The 18554-nt window shown below is 56.7% G+C and carries 19 protein-coding genes; 5 read left to right on the forward strand and 14 right to left on the reverse strand.

Annotated features, from left to right (window positions below; translation table 11 throughout):
* Position 1 precedes the first annotated feature (1 nt).
* The 4 genes from NQH49_RS12270 to NQH49_RS12285 form a co-directional block, all read right to left on the reverse strand.
* On the reverse strand, positions 2-1201 hold the full coding sequence (locus NQH49_RS12270) for a M20 family metallopeptidase (RefSeq protein ID WP_256696808.1): 1200 nt from the start codon (positions 1199-1201) through the stop codon (positions 2-4).
* Positions 1202-1312: 111 nt separating this feature from the next.
* Entirely contained in the window at positions 1313-1969 is a 657-nt protein-coding gene (locus tag NQH49_RS12275; protein ID WP_256696810.1) for a methionine ABC transporter permease, read from the reverse strand.
* Entirely contained in the window at positions 1950-3080 is a 1131-nt protein-coding gene (locus tag NQH49_RS12280; RefSeq protein WP_256696811.1) for a methionine ABC transporter ATP-binding protein, read from the reverse strand. The genes NQH49_RS12275 and NQH49_RS12280 overlap by 20 nt, the downstream gene beginning before the upstream one ends.
* Positions 3081-3092: 12 nt before the next feature.
* Entirely contained in the window at positions 3093-3920 is an 828-nt protein-coding gene (locus NQH49_RS12285) for a MetQ/NlpA family ABC transporter substrate-binding protein (protein WP_256696812.1), read from the reverse strand.
* Positions 3921-4132: 212 nt separating this feature from the next.
* On the opposite strand from NQH49_RS12285, the gene NQH49_RS12290 reads away from it, so the two are divergent.
* The 3 genes from NQH49_RS12290 to NQH49_RS12300 all read left to right on the forward strand — a co-directional run bounded on the left by NQH49_RS12290 (position 4133) and on the right by NQH49_RS12300 (position 7077).
* Positions 4133-4774: a TetR/AcrR family transcriptional regulator gene (locus tag NQH49_RS12290; RefSeq protein WP_154157341.1), complete on the forward strand. Its 642-nt coding sequence runs from the start codon at positions 4133-4135 to the stop codon at positions 4772-4774.
* Between the two features lie 74 nt (positions 4775-4848).
* Positions 4849-6231 carry a D-arabinono-1,4-lactone oxidase gene (locus NQH49_RS12295; protein ID WP_256696813.1) on the forward strand — a complete coding sequence of 461 codons (1383 nt, stop codon included), beginning with the start codon at positions 4849-4851 and terminating at the stop codon, positions 6229-6231.
* Positions 6232-6249: 18 nt separating this feature from the next.
* Entirely contained in the window at positions 6250-7077 is an 828-nt protein-coding gene (locus NQH49_RS12300) for a glycosyltransferase family 8 protein (protein ID WP_256696814.1), read from the forward strand.
* Between the two features lie 86 nt (positions 7078-7163).
* Here the strand turns inward: NQH49_RS12300 and tmaR are convergent, their stop codons facing one another.
* The 5 genes from tmaR to dacD form a co-directional block, all read right to left on the reverse strand.
* Positions 7164-7484 (reverse strand): PTS system regulator TmaR, encoded by a 321-nt coding sequence (gene tmaR / locus NQH49_RS12305; RefSeq protein WP_008110563.1) that lies wholly within the window; start codon positions 7482-7484, stop codon positions 7164-7166.
* A 161-nt stretch (positions 7485-7645) separates the two neighbouring features.
* Positions 7646-8704 (reverse strand): FUSC family protein, encoded by a 1059-nt coding sequence (locus NQH49_RS12310; protein ID WP_256696815.1) that lies wholly within the window; start codon positions 8702-8704, stop codon positions 7646-7648.
* Between the two features lie 242 nt (positions 8705-8946).
* Positions 8947-9303 (reverse strand): GyrI-like domain-containing protein, encoded by a 357-nt coding sequence (locus NQH49_RS12315; protein ID WP_256696816.1) that lies wholly within the window; start codon positions 9301-9303, stop codon positions 8947-8949.
* On the reverse strand, positions 9284-9412 hold the full coding sequence (locus tag NQH49_RS12320) for a hypothetical protein (protein ID WP_256696817.1): 129 nt from the start codon (positions 9410-9412) through the stop codon (positions 9284-9286). Before NQH49_RS12320 ends, NQH49_RS12315 begins: the two co-directional genes overlap by 20 nt.
* Before the next feature lie 88 nt (positions 9413-9500).
* Complete coding sequence (gene dacD, locus NQH49_RS12325; protein WP_256696818.1) at positions 9501-10667, reverse strand: serine-type D-Ala-D-Ala carboxypeptidase DacD; 1167 nt, start codon at positions 10665-10667, stop codon at positions 9501-9503.
* A gap of 201 nt (positions 10668-10868) precedes the next feature.
* Between dacD and sbcB the strand changes: the two genes are divergently transcribed.
* Entirely contained in the window at positions 10869-12290 is a 1422-nt protein-coding gene (gene sbcB / locus NQH49_RS12330) for an exodeoxyribonuclease I (RefSeq protein ID WP_256696819.1), read from the forward strand.
* A 127-nt stretch (positions 12291-12417) separates the two neighbouring features.
* Here the strand turns inward: sbcB and NQH49_RS12335 are convergent, their stop codons facing one another.
* The 5 genes from NQH49_RS12335 to ltnD all read right to left on the reverse strand — a co-directional run bounded on the left by NQH49_RS12335 (position 12418) and on the right by ltnD (position 17414).
* Positions 12418-13770 carry a GntP family transporter gene (locus NQH49_RS12335; RefSeq protein WP_256696820.1) on the reverse strand — a complete coding sequence of 451 codons (1353 nt, stop codon included), beginning with the start codon at positions 13768-13770 and terminating at the stop codon, positions 12418-12420.
* 116 nt (positions 13771-13886) lie between these two features.
* The gene (gene otnI, locus NQH49_RS12340) at positions 13887-14666 is read right to left on the reverse strand and encodes a 2-oxo-tetronate isomerase (RefSeq protein ID WP_256696821.1); all 780 of its coding nucleotides are present in this window, start codon (positions 14664-14666) and stop codon (positions 13887-13889) included.
* Positions 14666-15292: a 3-oxo-tetronate 4-phosphate decarboxylase gene (gene otnC / locus NQH49_RS12345; protein WP_256696822.1), complete on the reverse strand. Its 627-nt coding sequence runs from the start codon at positions 15290-15292 to the stop codon at positions 14666-14668. Before otnC ends, otnI begins: the two co-directional genes overlap by 1 nt.
* Complete coding sequence (gene otnK, locus NQH49_RS12350) at positions 15289-16548, reverse strand: 3-oxo-tetronate kinase (protein WP_305961189.1); 1260 nt, start codon at positions 16546-16548, stop codon at positions 15289-15291. The genes otnC and otnK overlap by 4 nt, the downstream gene beginning before the upstream one ends.
* Positions 16549-16550: 2 nt before the next feature.
* Positions 16551-17414 carry an L-threonate dehydrogenase gene (gene ltnD / locus NQH49_RS12355; protein ID WP_372340034.1) on the reverse strand — a complete coding sequence of 288 codons (864 nt, stop codon included), beginning with the start codon at positions 17412-17414 and terminating at the stop codon, positions 16551-16553.
* A gap of 304 nt (positions 17415-17718) precedes the next feature.
* Here ltnD and ygbI point away from each other — a divergent pair, with 304 nt between their 5' ends.
* Positions 17719-18480 (forward strand): DNA-binding transcriptional repressor YgbI, encoded by a 762-nt coding sequence (ygbI, locus tag NQH49_RS12360; protein WP_061717696.1) that lies wholly within the window; start codon positions 17719-17721, stop codon positions 18478-18480.
* Positions 18481-18554: the final 74 nt, after the last annotated feature.

The raw sequence follows: 18554 nt of genomic DNA on the forward strand, positions 1-18554 counted from the left end.
TTTATAATTGTCGCGCGAAATCCGCTTTGACATGGTTTAAGGCGTCCGCATCGGTCAGCAGACGTAAGCCGGTGCGCGCCAGCACGCGGGCGCCAATCAGCAGCGCCTGATAGCCGCGCTCAGAGTTGGCCGCTTCACGGAATGGCACGGTATGGAAAATCAGATCGTCGGGGCCGATTTTCAGCCACGGATGCGCCGTCGGCACCGCATGGCTGATGTCGCCGGCATCGGTCGAGACTTTGTTCTTCTGCGGTGACAGATCGACGGTTTCGCCCGCCGCCGTGAACTCTTCCAGCAGCAAGGCATCCAGCGCTGCGTTCAGTTTGAAATCGCGTGGGCCAATCTGATGATCAATCTCGACGCGTGCGCCGGTCGCCAGCGCCACGCCTTCGGCAATGGCACGCAGACGCGGCTCAAGAGATTCCACCACTTCGCGGCTGTCCGCGCGGATGTAGTAATGCGCCGAGGCGTATTCCGGGATGACATTCGGGGCCTGGCCGCCGTTGGTGATAATGCCGTGCACGCGCACGCCATCCGGCAGTTGCTGACGCAGCACGCTGATGCCGTTGTAGAGCAGCACCAGCGCATCCAGCGCGTTGATGCCTTCATGCGGCGCGCTGGCGGCGTGCGACGGCTTGCCGTAGAAGTGGAAATAGAGATGATTATTGGCGAGCGTCGATTCGGTCAGCCGGGTTTTGCCCGCGGGATGCACCATCAGCGCCACGTCGACATCTTTGAGGTATCCGGCTTCGACAAAGCGCTTTTTCACGTTGCCTTTCGGGCCGCCCGGTCCGGCTAATCCGCCCTCTTCCGCTGGCGTACCTAACACCACCACACGGCCACCGGTTTGATCCAGCACCTGCGCCAGCGTGGTGGCTGCCGCCACGCTGGTGGTGCCAATCAGGTTGTGACCGCAGGCGTGGCCGATGCCGATCAGCGCGTCATATTCTGCGAGGAAAGCGATGGTGGGGCCCGGTTTGTCACTGGACTTGACCGCATAGAACGCCGTTTCATGCCCGGCGACGTTGCGCGTGACAGCAAAACCCTGCGCCGTGAGTAATTGGGTGAGCTGCTCGCTGGCGAAATATTCGTTGTTGCCGGTTTCGGGGTTTTGAAATATCGCTTTGGCGACCGAGATGAATTTAGCGCTGTGCTGTTCGAGGGTGTTTTCGAGCGTAAGCTGAAGCGGATTCAGCGACATGAGCATTCTCCTTGTTGCATATCGGTCGCCATAAATGGCGACCCTACGTGAATTTGTAGGGTGACCATTCATGGCCACCGTTTAAATGGCCGCAATAATTTGGGGTGTGAATCAATGACGCTTATCGATACGCTGCACCATCCGATCGCCGACCCACTGAATGCCGCACACCAGCACAATCAGCACCGCGATCACTGCGATCATCACCGAGGTTTCAAAGCGCTGATAACCGTAGCGGATCGCCAGATCGCCCAGTCCGCCTGCGCCAATTGCGCCGGCCATCGCCGAAGCGCCAATCAGCGCGACGAGCGTGACGACAAAACCAGACAGAATGCCGGGTAGCGCTTCCGGGATCAGCACATCCCAGACAATGCGCAGCTTGCTGGCGCCCATGGCGCGCACCGCATCAATCAATCCGCGATCGACATCACGCAGCGACACTTCCGCCACGCGCGCGAAGTACGGCGTGGCGGTGATCGACAGCGGCACAATCGCTGCCCAGGTGCCGAGCGAGGTGCCGACCAGAAAACGGGTAAAGGGGATCAGCGCCACCAGCAGAATAATGAACGGCAGCGAGCGGAAGCTGTTGATGATCAAGCCCAGCACGCGATTAACGCCGCGATGCTCGGCGATGCCGCCGGGGCTGGTCATCACCAGAATCAGGCCGAGTGGCAAGCCCGCCACCAGCGAAAACAGGCCGGAAATCACCGTCATTAATACCGTTTCGCCTAACGCATTAAGTAAAAGATCAATCATGACTGGCGACATAGCCCACCAACTCCACTTGAGCCTGCTGCGCGTGCAGCCAGCTGAGAATCTGTTGCTCGTCGGCCGCGTTGGCTGCCGAGAGCGCGATAAAGAAACGCACCACCGCGTAGTGCTGGATGTGATCGATGCCGCCCTGCAGCAGGCGGAATTTGCCCGGCAGCGCACCGGCAAAGCGGGTGAGCAGATCGCCCTGCGCATCGTCACCGGCAAAGTGCACGCTGTAGATGGCATCGCCCTGCTTCTCATCGCTGAGGCGCGCGGCAATATTTTCCGGCAGCTGCGGCAGCAAACCGCGCAGCAGCGTGCGCGTCAATTGCGACCTGGGATGCGCAAACACCTGCCACACCGGACCTTGTTCAATGATTTCACCGGCATCGATCACCGCCACGCGATGCGCGACAGATTTGATCACTTCCATCTCATGGGTGATTAGCAGAATAGTGATGCCGAGTTTTTGATTCAGGGATTTGAGCAGCGCCAGAATCGAGCGCGTGGTTTCCGGATCGAGCGCGGAGGTGGCTTCGTCGCACAGCAGCAGCGCCGGGCTTGCCGCCAGCGCGCGGGCAATGCCAACGCGCTGTTTTTGGCCGCCAGATAACGCCGCCGGATAGCTTTGCGCTTTGTCCGCCAGCCCCACCAGCTCCAGCAGTTCCGCCACGCGCTGCTGGCACTGCGCTTTATCCATGCCGGCAATTTTCAGCGGCAGCGCCACGTTCTGCGCCACCGTTTTGGCCGATAACAGATTGAAGTGCTGAAACACCATGCCAACGCGACTGCGCACCGTTTGCAGCTGTTTTTCCGACAGGCCGGTAATGTTGCGGCCTTCAATTTCAATGACGCCTTCATCAGGTTGTTCCAGCCCGTTGAGACAGCGGATCAGCGTGGATTTACCCGCGCCGCTGCGTCCAATCAGGCCAAGAATTTCGCCTTTCTGCACCGTCAACGAGATATCGCGCAGCGCCTGGGTTGATCCAAAGCGACGTGACACGCCTTGCAGGCGCACCACGCTGCCGCTGTCGCGAAACTTCACCTGCGCCTCGTCATGGGCACTTTCCGCCACGCCGCGTTTGACGGCGGTAAATGGCGTTTCGGCTGCTGAGAATAACGTCATCTTTTTCGTTCCTTACCAGGCCGTTTCGCCCGTGCCTTTGTAGACCTTGTCAAACACGGTCTTCACGGCATCGTTCTGATAAGAAGCCACCAGCGTTTTCACCCACGGCGCGCTGACGTTCTCTTTCTTCACCGCAATAAAGTTGTTGTACGGGTTATCTTTTACCGGCTCCTGCGCAATGCGGTCTTCTACGGTCAGGCCACTTTTCAGCGCCCAATCGGTGTTGACGACGGCGGCATCCAGATCTGGAACGGAGCGGCCGATGATGCCGGAATCCAGCTCTTTGATTTTCAGATGATGCGGATTGGCGGTGATATCGGCGGTGGTGGCCGCGATGCCAACGCCCGGCTTCAGCTTGATCAGGCCTTGTTGCTCAAGCAGCACCAAACCGCGCGCTTCGTTAGAGGGATCGTTGGGCACGCCAATCACCGCGCCCTCTTTCAACGCTTTGGCACTTTTCACTTTCTTAGAGTAGAGACCAATCGGCCACACCGCAGTATCGCCAACGCGCACGATGTCGTAGTGATTCACCTTGATTTGGTTATTGAGGAACGGCTGATGCTGGAAGGCGTTGGCATCCACTTCGCCGTTTTGCAGTGCTTCGTTCGGCTGGTTGTAATCGTTGAAGATCACGGTTTTCACCGTTAAGCCTTTTGCCGCCGCCTGTTTGATCACTTCGCGCCAGACATCTTCATCTTCGCCGCTGATGATGCCGACTTTTACCGAGGTTTTATCCGCTGCGTGCGCGATGGATAACGGCGACAACGCCGCGCTGGCCAGCAGCAAAGCCCCAGCACTTAACAAGAATTTATTTTTTACCGACGACAGACGTGTGTGCATAAAAAGCTTCCTAATCGTTATAATTGCGCGAGTCAAAATAAGCTGTCGTAACGACAGATGACCGCAGTATACGCAGTTGCTTATTCCTGCATTATGATTTATTCAGGAAAGCTATTCCTGAAAAGCATAAAGCCGCCGTGTGGCTCGCATCGCCACCAGCGAGAAAATGGCTGTGTTATCCTTTCCTTTTGATGGATTTATTACTGAGCGCTATGTCGGACACCACAACTAAACGCAAAAATGACCCTGAAGGGCTGAAGAAACGCATCCTTGCCGGTGCGCTGAAGATGTTCGCCGAGTTCGGCATGCAGGGCGCGCGGCTGGAGCAGATCGCTGAGCACGCGCAAACCACCAAACGCATGGTGGTGTACCACTTCAGCAATAAAGAGCAGCTCTATATTGAGGTGCTGGAGCAGGTGTATCAGGCGATTCGTGAGCACGAAACCGGCCTCAATCTCGCCGAGATGGAGCCGGAACTGGCAATGACCAAACTGGTGGAAGCCAGCTTCGATTACCACGTTTCCCACCCGGACTTTATGCGGCTGGTGTGTACCGAAAACCTGCTGCGCGGGCGCTACATCATGCAATCCGAACGTATCAAGGCATTGAATAAGAGTGCGCTCGATCTGCTGGATGACATTCTGACGCGCGGCCAGCAGCAAGGGCTGTTTATTGATGGGCTGGACACCGTCGACGTGCACCGCTTGCTCAGCAGCATTTGTGTGCACCACGTCTCCAATCGTTACACCTTTCACACGCTGTTCACGCCAAACGATAGCGAGGAAGACAGCATCCGTCGTAACCGTCAGTTAGCCGTCACCGCCACGCTGCGTTACGTGCGCAAAGCCCCGTAGACTGCGGCTTTGCAGTGATGGTCTACGCTTTAAATCCTGGGACCGTCACAGACCTCAATTTAAGGAACGCCGTAGTGAACAAAGACCCCCACCTTTATCCCTTACGCCATACGCACAATACTGACCAGGACAGCGCACTGTGGAACTGGGCGCAAAACACGGTGGTTGGTCAGCGCAGTCAGTTACAACAGCCGCAAACTGAAGCGGAGTTACAACAACTGCTGCGCGCCGCCAGCGGCAAAGTGCGCGTACTGGGCAGTCGCTTGTCGCCGGGCCGTATGCTGGGCGTGAATGAGCAGGATTTGCTGCTGGATCTCAGCGCGTTCAATGGCGTGATTGCACAAGATGCCGACAGCGTCACCTTTGCCGCCGGCACGCCGCTGGAGCAGGTTTACAGCACCTTAACCGAGATGGATCGCATGCTGGCTTCGTCCCCGGGTGTGATCGCGGTGCAAACGCTGGCGGGCGCGATGGCCACCGGCACGCACGGCCAGGGTTTGGCACAAAGCTCAATCGCCGATGAAGCGCTGCGCATCCGCATGGTGTTAGCCGACGGCAGCGTGCGTGAATTCGTGCGCGGCGAGCCCGATTTCGCCGCCGCGCAGGTTTCGCTCGGCACCTTAGGCATTGTTACCGCCGTGACGCTGCGTACCCGCCCTTTCCGCCTGTTTACCTGCCACAAGTTTGCCGTCTCCGCCGATACGCTGGAAAAGGATCTGGTGGAGTGGAATCAGCAGTATGAGATGAGCAAAGCCTGGTGGTTTGTCGATGACAACCTGATGCACGTATGGAACGCGCATGAAGCCAGCGACGAAGAGGTTGAAGCCTGGCATGCCAATCAGCGTGAGGTGATTGAGCATGGCGATGACACCGACAGCAGCCTTAATGAGACCATCGATCAGACGCTGGCACAGATGCATCGAGATACGCAGATTCACGGCAAAGGCGGCAAGCAGTTCCGCACCGTGACGCGCTTCCGCGATTTCACCGACATCAGTGGCGATATCTATCAGCTGTTTTGTCGCGGTATTGCCGTACCGCAGATCAACGTCGAAATCGGCGTGCCGCTGGAGAAAACGCCGCAGATTATCAGCAAGATCAAAGCGTGGTATGCCGAGAATCATCCGCATATGCACTATCCGATCATTCTACGTTGCACGGGCGCGTCTGAAGCCTGGCTCAGTCCGGCGTATCAGCACGCCACCTGCTTCTTTGGCTTCGTGGTCTATTACGCCGATGACGGTTCGCTGTCGCAGGATGGCCTGCATTTTCTCACTGAGGTGGAGAAGCTGCTGGCAGCCGAAGGCGGACGTCCGCACTGGGGCAAATATTACGACCCGCAGCGCTATCAGTGGCGCGATATCTATCCGCAGTGGGACGCTTTCCGTGCGGTGCGCAACCAGCTCGATCCACAACGCCGTTTTAGCAATGACTATGTCACTGCTTTGTTTGATTAAGTTTGAGGGGGAGAAACCATGTTTGCATGGGTAACGCTGTTAACGCAGCCGGACTATTTTATTGGCGTGAAGGCGCTGCACCGCTCGCTGAAGCGCAGTGAAACCCGTTGGCCGCTGATTGTGATGGTCACCGATGCCATCGATCTGGAGACGCGTGAAGCCTTGCAAGCGCTGGGCTGCGTAATCCATCCGGTGGATCCGCTGATGCCAAATGCCGAACTGGAGCAGCATTACGCTTCGGCGCAGTTCGGTGAAGTGTGGAGCAAACTGCGCGCGTGGGAGTTGGTGGATTGCGAGCGCGTGGTGTTTCTCGATGCCGATATGCTGGTGCTGCGCAATATGGATGAGCTGTTTACGCTCGATCTGGGCAAGCATGCGCTGGCAGCGTGTCACGCCTGTCGCTGCAATCCCAACAAGATCGCTAGCTATCCGACCAGCTGGCAGCCTGAGAATTGTCACTATACCTGGCAGGATCGCGGCGAACCGGCACCCTCCACGCTTGATCGCTATCTGAACGGCGGTTTCCTGGTGCTGAAGCCGGATCTGGCGGTGTTTGAGTGGCTGCAGGAGAAAGTGGCGGGCATTACCGATTTGCGTCGCTATCCGTTCTCCGAGCAGGATTTACTCAATGAAGTGTTCGAAGATCGCTGGCTGCCGCTTTCGTATAAATACAATGCGCTGAAAACTTTGCCATTCCAGCACAGCAAGATGTGGCGCGAAGATGAAGTGAAGAACCTGCACTTCATTCTGGCGAAACCGTGGAAACGCGATTTGAATCAGCCCGAGTCGGAACGCGACCGTTATTACGCGCTGGATAAGCTGTGGTGGGAGTTGGCGGCGGAATAAAAAAAACAGCGCGATGATTATCGCGCTGTTTCATATGAATTGCGCATTACTGCGCGCCAGGTCGCCATGAATGGCGACCCTACGATTTATTGCGCTTTTGGCTCGCCCATCGCTTTCAACTTCTTCGACAGCTCGCGACGCTCTTTGGAGAGGTCAGCGTTTTTGATGATGTACTCATCAACGCGGTCTTCATAGTCCACACGCATGCTGGCGATAATTTCCTGCACCGCCTCGATGCTCATGCCTGGTTTGATGTATTCACTCAGGTTGTCCAGCAGCAGCACACGTTTCTGGTTATCACGGACTTTCTTCTCGTTATCCACGATTTCGCGCTGCAGTTTGTTTTTACGACGGAACATACGCACAAACTCCAGTACGTCCTGAAATGATTGCTTTGCATTTTCCATGTTGGCACCTTTCTTGAGGCCTGCGTCGGCAGGCGGAATAGTCATAACGTTTAGCTTAGCGGCTTGGCCGCCAGGGTTGCAATTCTCACCGCTAAATTCGGACTGGCGCTTATCTTAGCGCAAAGAAAGGGTGATTCACATTAAGTCATTGCCTGAGAAAACTATTTACGCAGCGCCAGACGCACTAAATCGGTCATACGCTCCAGCTGACGCGCCTGTTCAAGGCTCAGCCAGACGTAACCGTAAATCGCCGTGGTTTCAGAACGTCCGCTGCGATTGGCAATTAGCTGCTCCAGTTCCTGGGTGATCTCCTCCAGCGCGTGACTATTGGCGGTGATCTGCTCGGTTTCGCCTTTCACCATCAGCGTTGCCAGCGCATTCAACGTGTCTTCAGTCATCTGCTGGGTGCGACGCAGCGTGGGCGCGTTGAGCATAATCAAGTGGCTTTCACGTGACGACCACCATGCATCAATCTGCATCTGCATGGTGTTCACCATATTACGATTAATCGTTTGGATCGCCTCAAACACCGATTTCGGAATGCGCGTCTCTTTGCTCGCCGGTTCCAGCAGCGCACGCATTTTGATCTCGCCGCTCAGCAGTTTCTGGAATGGTTTATTGAGGCGTGGCTTTTCCAGCAGATTGGCGGAGAAGCCGGTGTGATGCAGTTTTGCCATAGCGATAAACGCATCCGACAGCTGGATACGCCAATGCGTGTACGCGCGTTGCGCCCAGATGGCGCTAAACAGCAGCGCCATCAGCGAACCAAGAATCACGTCGCCGCCGCGCCACATGGCGATGGTGAAATCCCCGGCCGGTGCGCCTACCACCACGCCGAGCGTGATACCGATCAACAACGCCATGTAGGGATGCTTGCCCAGCGTCAAATAGCCGCAGACCACCATCACGATGGCGCACCACACCAGCATGACCGGCAGCGAAAATAGCTCAAGCTTGAGCGCGATTAGGCCGGATATCAGACCGGCGAAGGTGCCGCTAATACGCTGCACTACGCGCGGCAGCACGTTGCCCCAGGTAGAAATCGGCCCCATCACCACTACCAGCGTAATCAGCGGCCAGGTGCCTTCGGGAATGTCTGTGAGGCGTACAAAAAGGAAGCACAGCACAAAGGCGATAGCGATGCGCACGCCGTGCACGGCGCGATAGTGGCGGTAGAACCAGAACTCAATCTGCGAGATGGGCTTGTCAGCGCGTAACATGGTTGTCCGGGAACGCTAAAAATTTGCGCGCTATGTTACCCTGGCAACGGCTGCATCATCAGGGTCGAACGCAATTATTTTTCGTGTTTTGCTGAAATACAACATGGGTGTTACATCTAATTTTCCCAATGGAAACATTGATGTAACGCAATGGGTTTGGTGCGGTTATTGATAAGGTCGCCATGAATGGCGACCCTACGGGTGCGGTTTTGTAGGGGCGCCATTTAGGGTGACCGCGTAATTTAATCAGCCACACGTACCGGAATATACATATCCACCAGCCAGTCGCCGCTATCGGATCCATCAGAAAGGTAATGCTCAAAGCACGGACGATTGTCCACTTGCCAGCCGCCCTGCGCATTTAAGCTATCGAACAAACTGCGCCACGCGCTGAAGAAATCGTTGTTAAGCACTTCAACACGCGCGTAAAAATAGCGGCCGCCCGGCAATAAGCCTTTTTCAATATCGTCGCCCGCCGCCGGAATCATCTCCTCTGGCGCGGTAATCACCGTTTCCACGCGCAGCGCTTCGGGCGTCAACTCCTGCGGATTGCCGTAATAGATCGCCAGCCATTCGCCTTCAACCTTGTGCTCGCTCACCCAGCTTTTTCAGCTGATTAAAGCCGCGCGGCACGGTTTCCTGCCACGGACCTTGCAGATGGTAACCGAGCCAGCTTTGCGGATTACGTTCAACAATCGATACTTTCATACCTTGCCTCTCATCAGCAGCAGAAACAGCGATTGTGCCATCACCGCCGCAGCACGGCGACGATGATGGCGCGGAAATACGCGACAGATTACAGTTTCTGTTTCACGTAATCGCTGATGCGCGTAATGATGCCCGCCTGATCAACCGCTTGCAGCGCGTAGAGCGGATAGCTTGCCAGCTGCTTATCTTTATCCATCACCTGAATTTCACCAATCTGCTCGCCCGCTTTCAGCGGCGCTTCCAGATCTTTACGATCGATAACGTATTTCGCCATCACGTTGGCCACTTCGGTGCGCGGCAGCGACAGGTAGATATCCTGCGTGGTACCGACATCCACTTTATGCGGATTGCCATACCAGACGTTTTCGCTGCCGATTTTTTTGCCTGCGTGGAACAGCTGCACGGTATCAAAGGTGTTTTGGCCCCACACCAGCAGCTTGCGCGCCTGATCTTCACGTCCTTTCGGGCTCTTTCCGCCCATGATCACCGCGATCAAGCGATGACGCCCAACGACGTTGGAGGCGATGATGTTAAAGCCAGCGCTTTCGGTGTGGCCGGTTTTCAGGCCATCGACGTGCAGATTTTGATCCCACAGCAAGCCGTTGCGGTTGTTCTGGGTGATGCCGTTCCAGCTCAGGGTTTTCTCACCGTACATGGCGTAGAAATCGGGCTCGCCGCTGATGATAGCGCGCGACAGCACTGCCAGATCGCGTGCGGTGGTGTGCTGACCCGGCGCATCAAGGCCGTGCACGGTTTCGAAATGGGTGTGCGACAGACCGAGCTTCTGCACATAGCTGTTCATCATGGTAACGAAGCTGCCTTCGCTGCCAGCCACGTGATCCGCCAGCGCCACGCAGGCATCGTTACCCGAATCGATAATCACGCCACGCATCAGGTCGCGCACCGTGACCTGATCGCCCGGCTTGAGGAACATCAGCGAAGAACCTTTAAACACCGGATTGCCCGCACCCCACGCATCTTTGCCAATGGTGACTTTGTCATCGCGGCTGATTTTGTTCTGATCGATCGCGCGATCCACGACATAACCGGTCATCAGTTTGGTCAGGCTGGCCGGATTACGCTCTTCATCCGGATTGCCGGCAGTGAGAATTTGTCCGGTTGTGGCGTCCATCAGCACCCACGAAGCCGCATCAATCGGCGGTGGCGTCAGGGGAAACGGCATGCTGTCGTCGGCCTGCGCCAACGATGCCCAAACAATCATTCCAGATACAGTTACCAGCAGACGCCTTTTCAACACTTCTTCCTCAAAATCAAAAAATGAATTTACCGCCGCACGTTTTACGGCAAATAGCGCTTACAGATCTGAATAAATTGAAAAAAAGTATGAACTGCGCATAAAAGCTGCGCGCCTGCTCGCAGCGAGGAGGATCGAGGTTGTACTGCTATCCAGGGACGACTATCCTGTGCGTTGATTCTCCATTGCCAGGATAACGCCGTGCCCGCCTCTGAGTTCACCTTCTTATTTCACGATTATGAAACCTTCGGTAAAAGCCCGTCGCTGGACCGTCCTGCGCAGTTTGCGGGCCTGCGTACCGACAAAGAATTCAACGCGGTAGGTGAACCGCAGGTGTTTTATTGCCAGCCAGCGGACGATTATTTGCCGCAGCCGGAAGCGGTGATGATCACCGGCATTACGCCGCAAACCGCCAAAGCGCGTGGCGTAACAGAAGCGGCGTTTGCCGAACGCATTCACGGCCTGTTTAGCGAGCCGCAAACCTGTGTGATTGGTTACAACAATGTGCGCTTCGACGATGAAGTGACGCGCAATATCTTCTATCGCAACTTCTATGATCCGTACGGCTGGAGCTGGCAAAACGGCAATTCACGCTGGGATTTACTCGATGTGATGCGCGCCTGCTACGCGTTGCGCCCGGAAGGCATTGAGTGGCCGGAAAATGACGATGGCTTCCCCAGCTTTAAGCTGGAGCATCTCACCAAGGCTAATGGCGTGGCGCACGAACAGGCGCACGATGCGATGTCGGACGTTTATGCCACGCTGGCGATGGCGAAACTGGTGAAAGAGAAGCAGCCAAAATTGTTTGAGTTTCTGTTTACCCATCGCAACAAACAGAAACTGATGACGTTGATTGATATCCCGCAGATGAAACCGCTGGTGCACGTCTCCGGCATGTTCGGCGCGGCGCGCGGTAACACCAGCTGGATTGTGCCGCTGGCGTGGCATCCGGATAACCGTAATGCGCTGATTGTCGCCGATCTGGCCGGTGATATGTCGCCGCTGCTGGAGCTTGGGTCAGATGAACTGCGTGAGCGTTTGTATACCCGTCACAGCGATTTGGGCGATCTGCCTGCGGTGCCGATCAAGCTGGTGCATATTAATAAGTGTCCGGTGCTGGCGCCCGCGAGCACGCTGCGTCCGGAAGATGCCGCACGCCTGAATATCGATCGTCAGCAGTGTCTCGCTAACCTTAAGCTGCTGCGCGAACACGCGGAAATACGTGAGAAAGTGGTGGCGCTGTTTGCCGACGCCGAACCGTTTACGCCCTCGGATGATGTGGATGCGCAGTTGTATGACGGTTTCTTCAGCGACGCCGATCGCGCGGGTATGAATATTATCCGTCAGACGCCGCCGCAAAACTTACCGGCGCTGGATTTGAGCTTCGAAGATAAGCGCATTGCTAAGCTATTGTTCCGCTATCGCGCACGTAATTTCCCTGGCACGCTGGATGACGCCGAGCAGCAGCGCTGGCTGCAGCATCGCCGCGAAGCGCTGAATGCCGAGCGCGTGCAGGCGTTCCTGTTGGAGCTGGAGTCGCTGGCGAGTTTGCATGAAGGCAATGCGGAGAAGATGGCGCAGCTGAAGGCGCTGTATTTGTATGCGCAGGAGCTGGTGTCTTAGTTTGTCCTCTGCGGTTTGATGCCCTCACCCCGACCCTCTCCCACGGGAGAGGGAGATGCTGCCGTATGCCTGCTCCGATCGGTTCCCTCTCCCGCTCGCGGGAGAGGGTTAGGGTGAGGGAAAACCCTTAAATCATCCCCCACACCAGCCACGTCAGCGCGAAACCGCTCAGCCCCATCACCGTAGTCAACACCGTCCACGTCTTCAGGCCATCAGCTACCGACAGGCCCAAATAGCGCGTCACCACCCAGAACCCCGCATCATTCACGTGCGACAACCCTAAGCCGCCGAAACAGGCCGCCAGCGTTACCAGCACGCGCTGCATATCCGTTACATCGCCCACCGCCTGGCTTAGCAAACCGCTGGTGGTTAAAATGGCGACCGTTGCCGATCCCTGCGACGCACGTAGCGCCAGTGACAAAATAAACGCAGCTGGCACTAGCGGCAGATGCAAGGTTTCCAGCGTCAGCGCCAGCGCTTTGCCCACACCCGACTCCACCAGAACCTTACCAAAGGCACCGCCCGCACCCGCTACCAGAATCACGCTGGCAGAGCTGGGAATCGCACGTCCGGTGAGGTCTTCTAACTTCTCTTTGCTCCAGCCGCGACGCACGCCAAGCAGCCACGCCGCCAGTCCCAGCGCAATCAGCAGTGCAATCGCTGGCGTCCCAATCACCGTCATCACCGAACGCAGCGTGCTGCCTTCTGCTAACGTGGTGTGTGCTACCGTTCCCATCACGATCAACAGAATCGGCACGACAATCAGGCCGGTAATGGTTAGCGCACCCGGCGCTGGCGCGTCGTTTTTCGGCTTGCCTTCCGGCTTCGCCAGCTGCAACTGCTCCAGCACATCGACGGAAAGGTGATATTGACGCAGGTTCATCGCTTTTGCGACGTAGTAACCGACGATACCGACCGGAATCGAGATCAGGATACCGAGCATCATCAGCCAGCCCATGTCGGTATGCAAAATCCCTGCAGCCGCTGCCGCGCCCGGATGCGTTGGCAGCGCTACGTGCACCGTCAGCATCACGCCCGCCATTGGCAAGCCAAACTTCAGCGGTGATACGCGTGCCACTTTGGTGAAGCCATAAATCAACGGAATCACGATGATGAAGCCAACTTCGAAGAACACCGGAATACCGAGGATAAACGCCGCCATGGTCAGCGCCGCAACGGTACGCTTGATGCCCAGCGATTTACTGAAGCGTTGTGCCAGCGACTCCGCACCGCCCGAGGCTTCAATCACTGCGCCGAGCATCGCCCCCAGCACGATGATAATGGTGATATGCCCCAGCAAGTTACCCATCCCGCTAAAGATGGTTTCCATGATTTTGTCGGCGGGAATGCCAGTGGCAATCGCCACCAGCAGGCTGACAATCAGCAGCGCCACAAAGGGGTGAACTTTGGTTTTAATCACCAGCAACAGCAAAATCACGATGCTGGCGGTAGCGATAGCTAACAACAACGCGGTTGACATGATAATCCTCTATTTTATAAGTATTTTTAGGGTACAGCTTTCTTTGGTATTGGCAGATTCAGATATGACTTATCCAACACAGCGGATAGGCCGCTGCGTTGGCGATAAACAAGAATTTATTTGGCGTAAGGCGCGAACCAGCCAAGGCCCGCTTCGGTGCGGCCACGCGGGATATATTCACAACCCACCCAACCGTCGTAACCCACTTCATCCAGCAGGTTGAACAGATAGGAATAGTTGATCTCGCCTTCATCCGGTTCGTGACGATGCGGCGCAGAGGCGATCTGGATATGGCGATAACGACCGGCGTATTCACGAATCAGATGGGTCAGATTGCCGTCCACCAGCTGCGCATGGAACAGATCGAGCTGGGTAAAAACGTTGGGCCGATCGATTCGCGCCATCATCGCCAGCGTCTGATACTGGCTGGCGTAGAGATAATTCGGCTTAGTAACCGGGTTGAGCGCTTCCAGCAGCAGGCGAATGCCGTGCGGCGCAAAACGCTCACTGGCGTAATGCATATTGCGCACAAAAGTCGCTTCATAGGCTGCACGATCGGCCCCGTTTGGCACCGTTGCCGCCATTATATGCACCTGCGGCACCTGAAGCGCTATCGCGTAGTCCAGCGCGCGGTCGATATCCGCATGCGCCTCGGCTTCACGGCCCGGAATAGCAGAAACGCCCCACTCGCCCGCCTGCACGTTGCCTGCGGCGGTGTTGAACAGCACCAGTTCCAGCTGATGTTTTTCCAGTTCGGCTTTAATCACTTCGGCAGGAAAGTCATACGGGAACAGGAATTCCACCGCGCGAAAACCGGCGTTAGCGGCGGCGGCAAAGCGCTCGATAAACGGTAGCTCACCGAACTGGGTATATAAATTGGCTGCAAACTTAGGCATTAGAAATTCCTCAATTCCGCGACTTCGCTATCGGTCAGATAACGAATCGAGCGGTCGCCGAGCGTGAACATCAGACGCGCGGTCTCTTCCAGTTCTTCGGTGTTATTGGCGGCTTCGCGCAGGGATTTACCCACCACCACCGGACCGTGATTGGCCAGCAGGAAGGCGTTGTAACGCGAGGCCAGATTGGCCAGATCGTCGGCCAGTCGCTGGTCGCCCGGCTTGTAATACGGCACCACTGGCACATCACCGACGCGCATCACCACGTACGGCGTGAACGGACGAATACAGTTTTCAGTGTCGAGATCGTTCAGGCACGAGAGCGCCGTCAAATAGTGACTGTGCAGATGCACCACCGCTTTGCACTCGGGATTATTCAGGTACAGTGCGCGGTGAAATTCCACTTCTTTCGATGGCTTGTCGCCGGAGATCCATTCGCCCTGAATTGTCACTTTCGACAGACGATCGGCCTGCAATTCGCCGAGGCAGGAGCCGGTTGGCGTCGCCAGCAAGTTGCCATCTTCCAGCAGCAGCGACAGGTTGCCTGCCGAACCGGTGGCGTATCCGCGCTGAAAGAAGGACGCGCCGAGCTGCACCATTTCTTCGCGTGCTTGTTGTTCCGTCATGCTGAAAACTCCTGTTGTGCGCGGGCAAAGAACTGTTCATCGCCAAAGTTGCCGGATTTCAGCGCCAGCGACAGCGGCTGATGGATATCGCGCACCCACGGCACGCCCGGCGAAATCATTGGGCCAATGTGGAATGCGGTGACGCCAAGGCTTTGTGCCACCACGCCCGAGGTTTCACCACCGGCGACGATAAAGCGCTGCCAGCCACGGCTTTTCAGCTCCCGCGTTACCGCAGCAAACAGCTGCTCAACCGCTTCACTGCTGCGCGCCGCGCCGTATTGCTGCTGAATCGCCTGCAGCTGCTGCGCATCGGCGGTAGCAAACAGCAAGGGCGCCAGATCGGGCTGATGATGCGCTTCCACCCAATCACAGAGTTCCTGTGCATAGCTTTCAGCGTTATCGAGGCAGCGCTCCACCAACACTTCGTGCGATGGCGCTAGCTGGCGATACGCCTGCACCTGACGATTGGTCATCTGCGAGCAGGAGCCCGAGATCACCACCGCGCGCTCGCCTTGTGGACGTCCGGCGTGTTCAGCGTCGCTATTCTGCTGCTGCGTCGCCCAGGCGCGGGCGATACCGATCGCTAATCCTGAACCGCCGGTCACCAGACGCGTCTGTTTTAGCGCTTCGCCCTGCGTCAGCAGATGCTGCTCGTGCAGCGCATCCAGCACCACGTAGTTGATGCCCTGCGCTTTTAGGGTATCCAGCTGCGCACGCACCGCATCGGCACCTTGATCGAGCTGCGCGGCGTTGATCACCGCCGCCTGACCTTTGGCCTGGCGCGTCATCAAACGCACCAGATTGCTATCGGTCATTGGCGTCACCGGATGATGGCGCATGCCCGATTCGGACAGCAGCTGATCGGCGACAAACAGATAGCCCTGATACACCGTACGACCGTTAACTGGCAGCGATGGCGAGATCACCGTTTGCGTTTCGCCTAACGCCGCCAGCAGCGCATCGGTTACCGGACCGATATTGCCCTGCTCGGTGCTGTCGAAGGTGGAGCAATATTTGAAGTAAAAACGATCGCAGCCCTGCTGTTGCAGCCACTGCAGCGCGGCCAGAGACTGATCGATCGCCTGATGCGTCGGGCAAGAGCGCGACTTCAGGCTGATCACTATCGCCTGCGCGCTCAGCTCGTCATGACTTTCCGGCACCCCGTTGAACTGAATGGTCGGCAGACCGTTTTGCACCAGGAAGCTGGCGATGTCGGTCGCACCGGTAAAATCGTCTGCAATGACGCCTAAACGCATGATTACTTCTCCTTCGCCTGCGGCAGCGTGATGCCGCTGAAGATCTTGATCACCGCGCTATCATCTTCACGACCGTGACCGGCGTTGCTGGCTTCGGTAAACATGTTGAGCGCGGTGGAGGCCAGCGGCAGCGGGAAGTGCAGCGACTTGGCGGTATCCGCCACCAGATTGAGATCTTTAACGAAGATATCGACTGCTGATTTCGGCGAATAATCGCCATCCACCACGTGACGCATGCGGTTCTCAAACATCCACGAGTTACCGGCGGCGTTGGTGACCACGTCGTACATGGTATCGAGCGGAATACCGGCGCGGGCGGCCAGCGCCATCGCTTCAGCGCCCACGGCAATGTGCACGCCCGCCAGCAGCTGGTGAATGATTTTGACGGTTGAGCCGAGACCGATTTCGCTGCCCACGCGATAGACTTTCGCCGCCACCGCATCCAGCACCGGCTTCAGCAGGGCAAAAGCTTCGTCGCTGCCGGAGGCCATCACGGTCATCTCGCCAACCGCTGCTTTAGCTGCGCCGCCGGAAACCGGGGCATCCAGCATCAGCAACTGATGCTGCGCCAGCTGTTGTTCAATCGCCTGCGCATCCTGTGAAGAGATGGTAGAAGAGACCATTACCACGGTGCCGGGCTTGAGCTGCGCCGCCACGCCGTTTTCACCAAACAGAATCGCTTTAACCTGCGCGGCGTTGACCACCAGCAACAGCACCGCATCGAGTTCGGCGGCAAAGCGGGCAGCGGAGGTTTGCGCATCACGCGCACCGGCCTGACGCAGGGTTTCCAGCGCCTGCGGATTGAGATCAACACCCCAGGTATTTAATCCTGCACGGATGCAAGACTGCGCTGCACCCATGCCCATGGAACCTAAACCAATCACGCCGATGTTATTCACGGTTGCTGACACAGCAAACCTCCATTGTTAATTTAAGTGATAATTTGTTCATTGGTGTTAAGTCTGCCGCAGTCAGTGGCGAATAAACGTGCGTTATCTCACAAAAATTAACTTCACCGCGCAACGCTTAACAGGGATTCACAGGCAGAGTTTAGCGCGCCGCACCCAGCTGATACGGGATTTCTGCTTACATATCGGGAAGATAAATTGTGCTGCGAGCTGTGAATCGATGATCTACAATGTGAAAAAATGATAATTCAGGGAGAGCAATGTGATTCCGGTTGAACGTCATCAACAAATTTTAGCGCTGGTTGGCGAACGCGGCGTGGTCAGCATTGCCGAGCTGACTGAGCGGTTGGGTGTGTCGCATATGACGATTCGTCGCGATGTGCAGAAGCTGGAAGAGCAAGGTGCAGTATTGTCTGTTTCGGGCGGCGTGCGCTCGGCGGATCGCCTGGCGGCGGAGCCGTCGCATCTGGCGAAAACCAATATGTACAGCGGCGAGAAGATGGCGATTGGTCAGTATGCCGCACGTCATATTCCGCGCAATAGCTGCATCTATCTCGATGCCGGCACCACCACACTGGCGCTGGCGCGTGAGTTAGTAGAGCGTGATGACTTGCTGGTGGTGACCAATGATTTCGTGATTGCGCGCCTGCTGATGGAGAGCAGCGGCTGCAAACTGATTCACACCGGCGGCACGGTGTGTCGTGAGAACCGTTCCAGCGTCGGTGAAGCCGCTGCACGTAGTTTGCGCCAGCTGGCGATCGATATCGCATTTATCTCCGCGTCCTGCTGGGGCCCGCGCGGACTGTATACGCCGGATGAGGATAAAGTGCCGGTCAAGCAGGCGGCGAGCGATGTCAGTAGTAAGCGCGTATTGCTAAGCGACAGTTCGAAGTACAACAAGATTGCGACGCATCTGGCATTGCCGCTGGAGCGCTTTGATACGTTGATTACGGATGCGGAGTTGAGTAAAGCGGGACGCGAAGCGTTGAGTGCGGGGAGTTGGGAGTTGGTGTTGGCGAGTTGAGTTTTTATGACTGTGCACGCTGTCCCCCTCCTCGGTCTGTGCTCGCTGTCCCCCTCCTCGGTCCTCCCCCATAA

Source organism: Pantoea trifolii, assembly GCF_024506435.1.
Taxonomy (GTDB): domain Bacteria; phylum Pseudomonadota; class Gammaproteobacteria; order Enterobacterales; family Enterobacteriaceae; genus Pantoea; species Pantoea trifolii.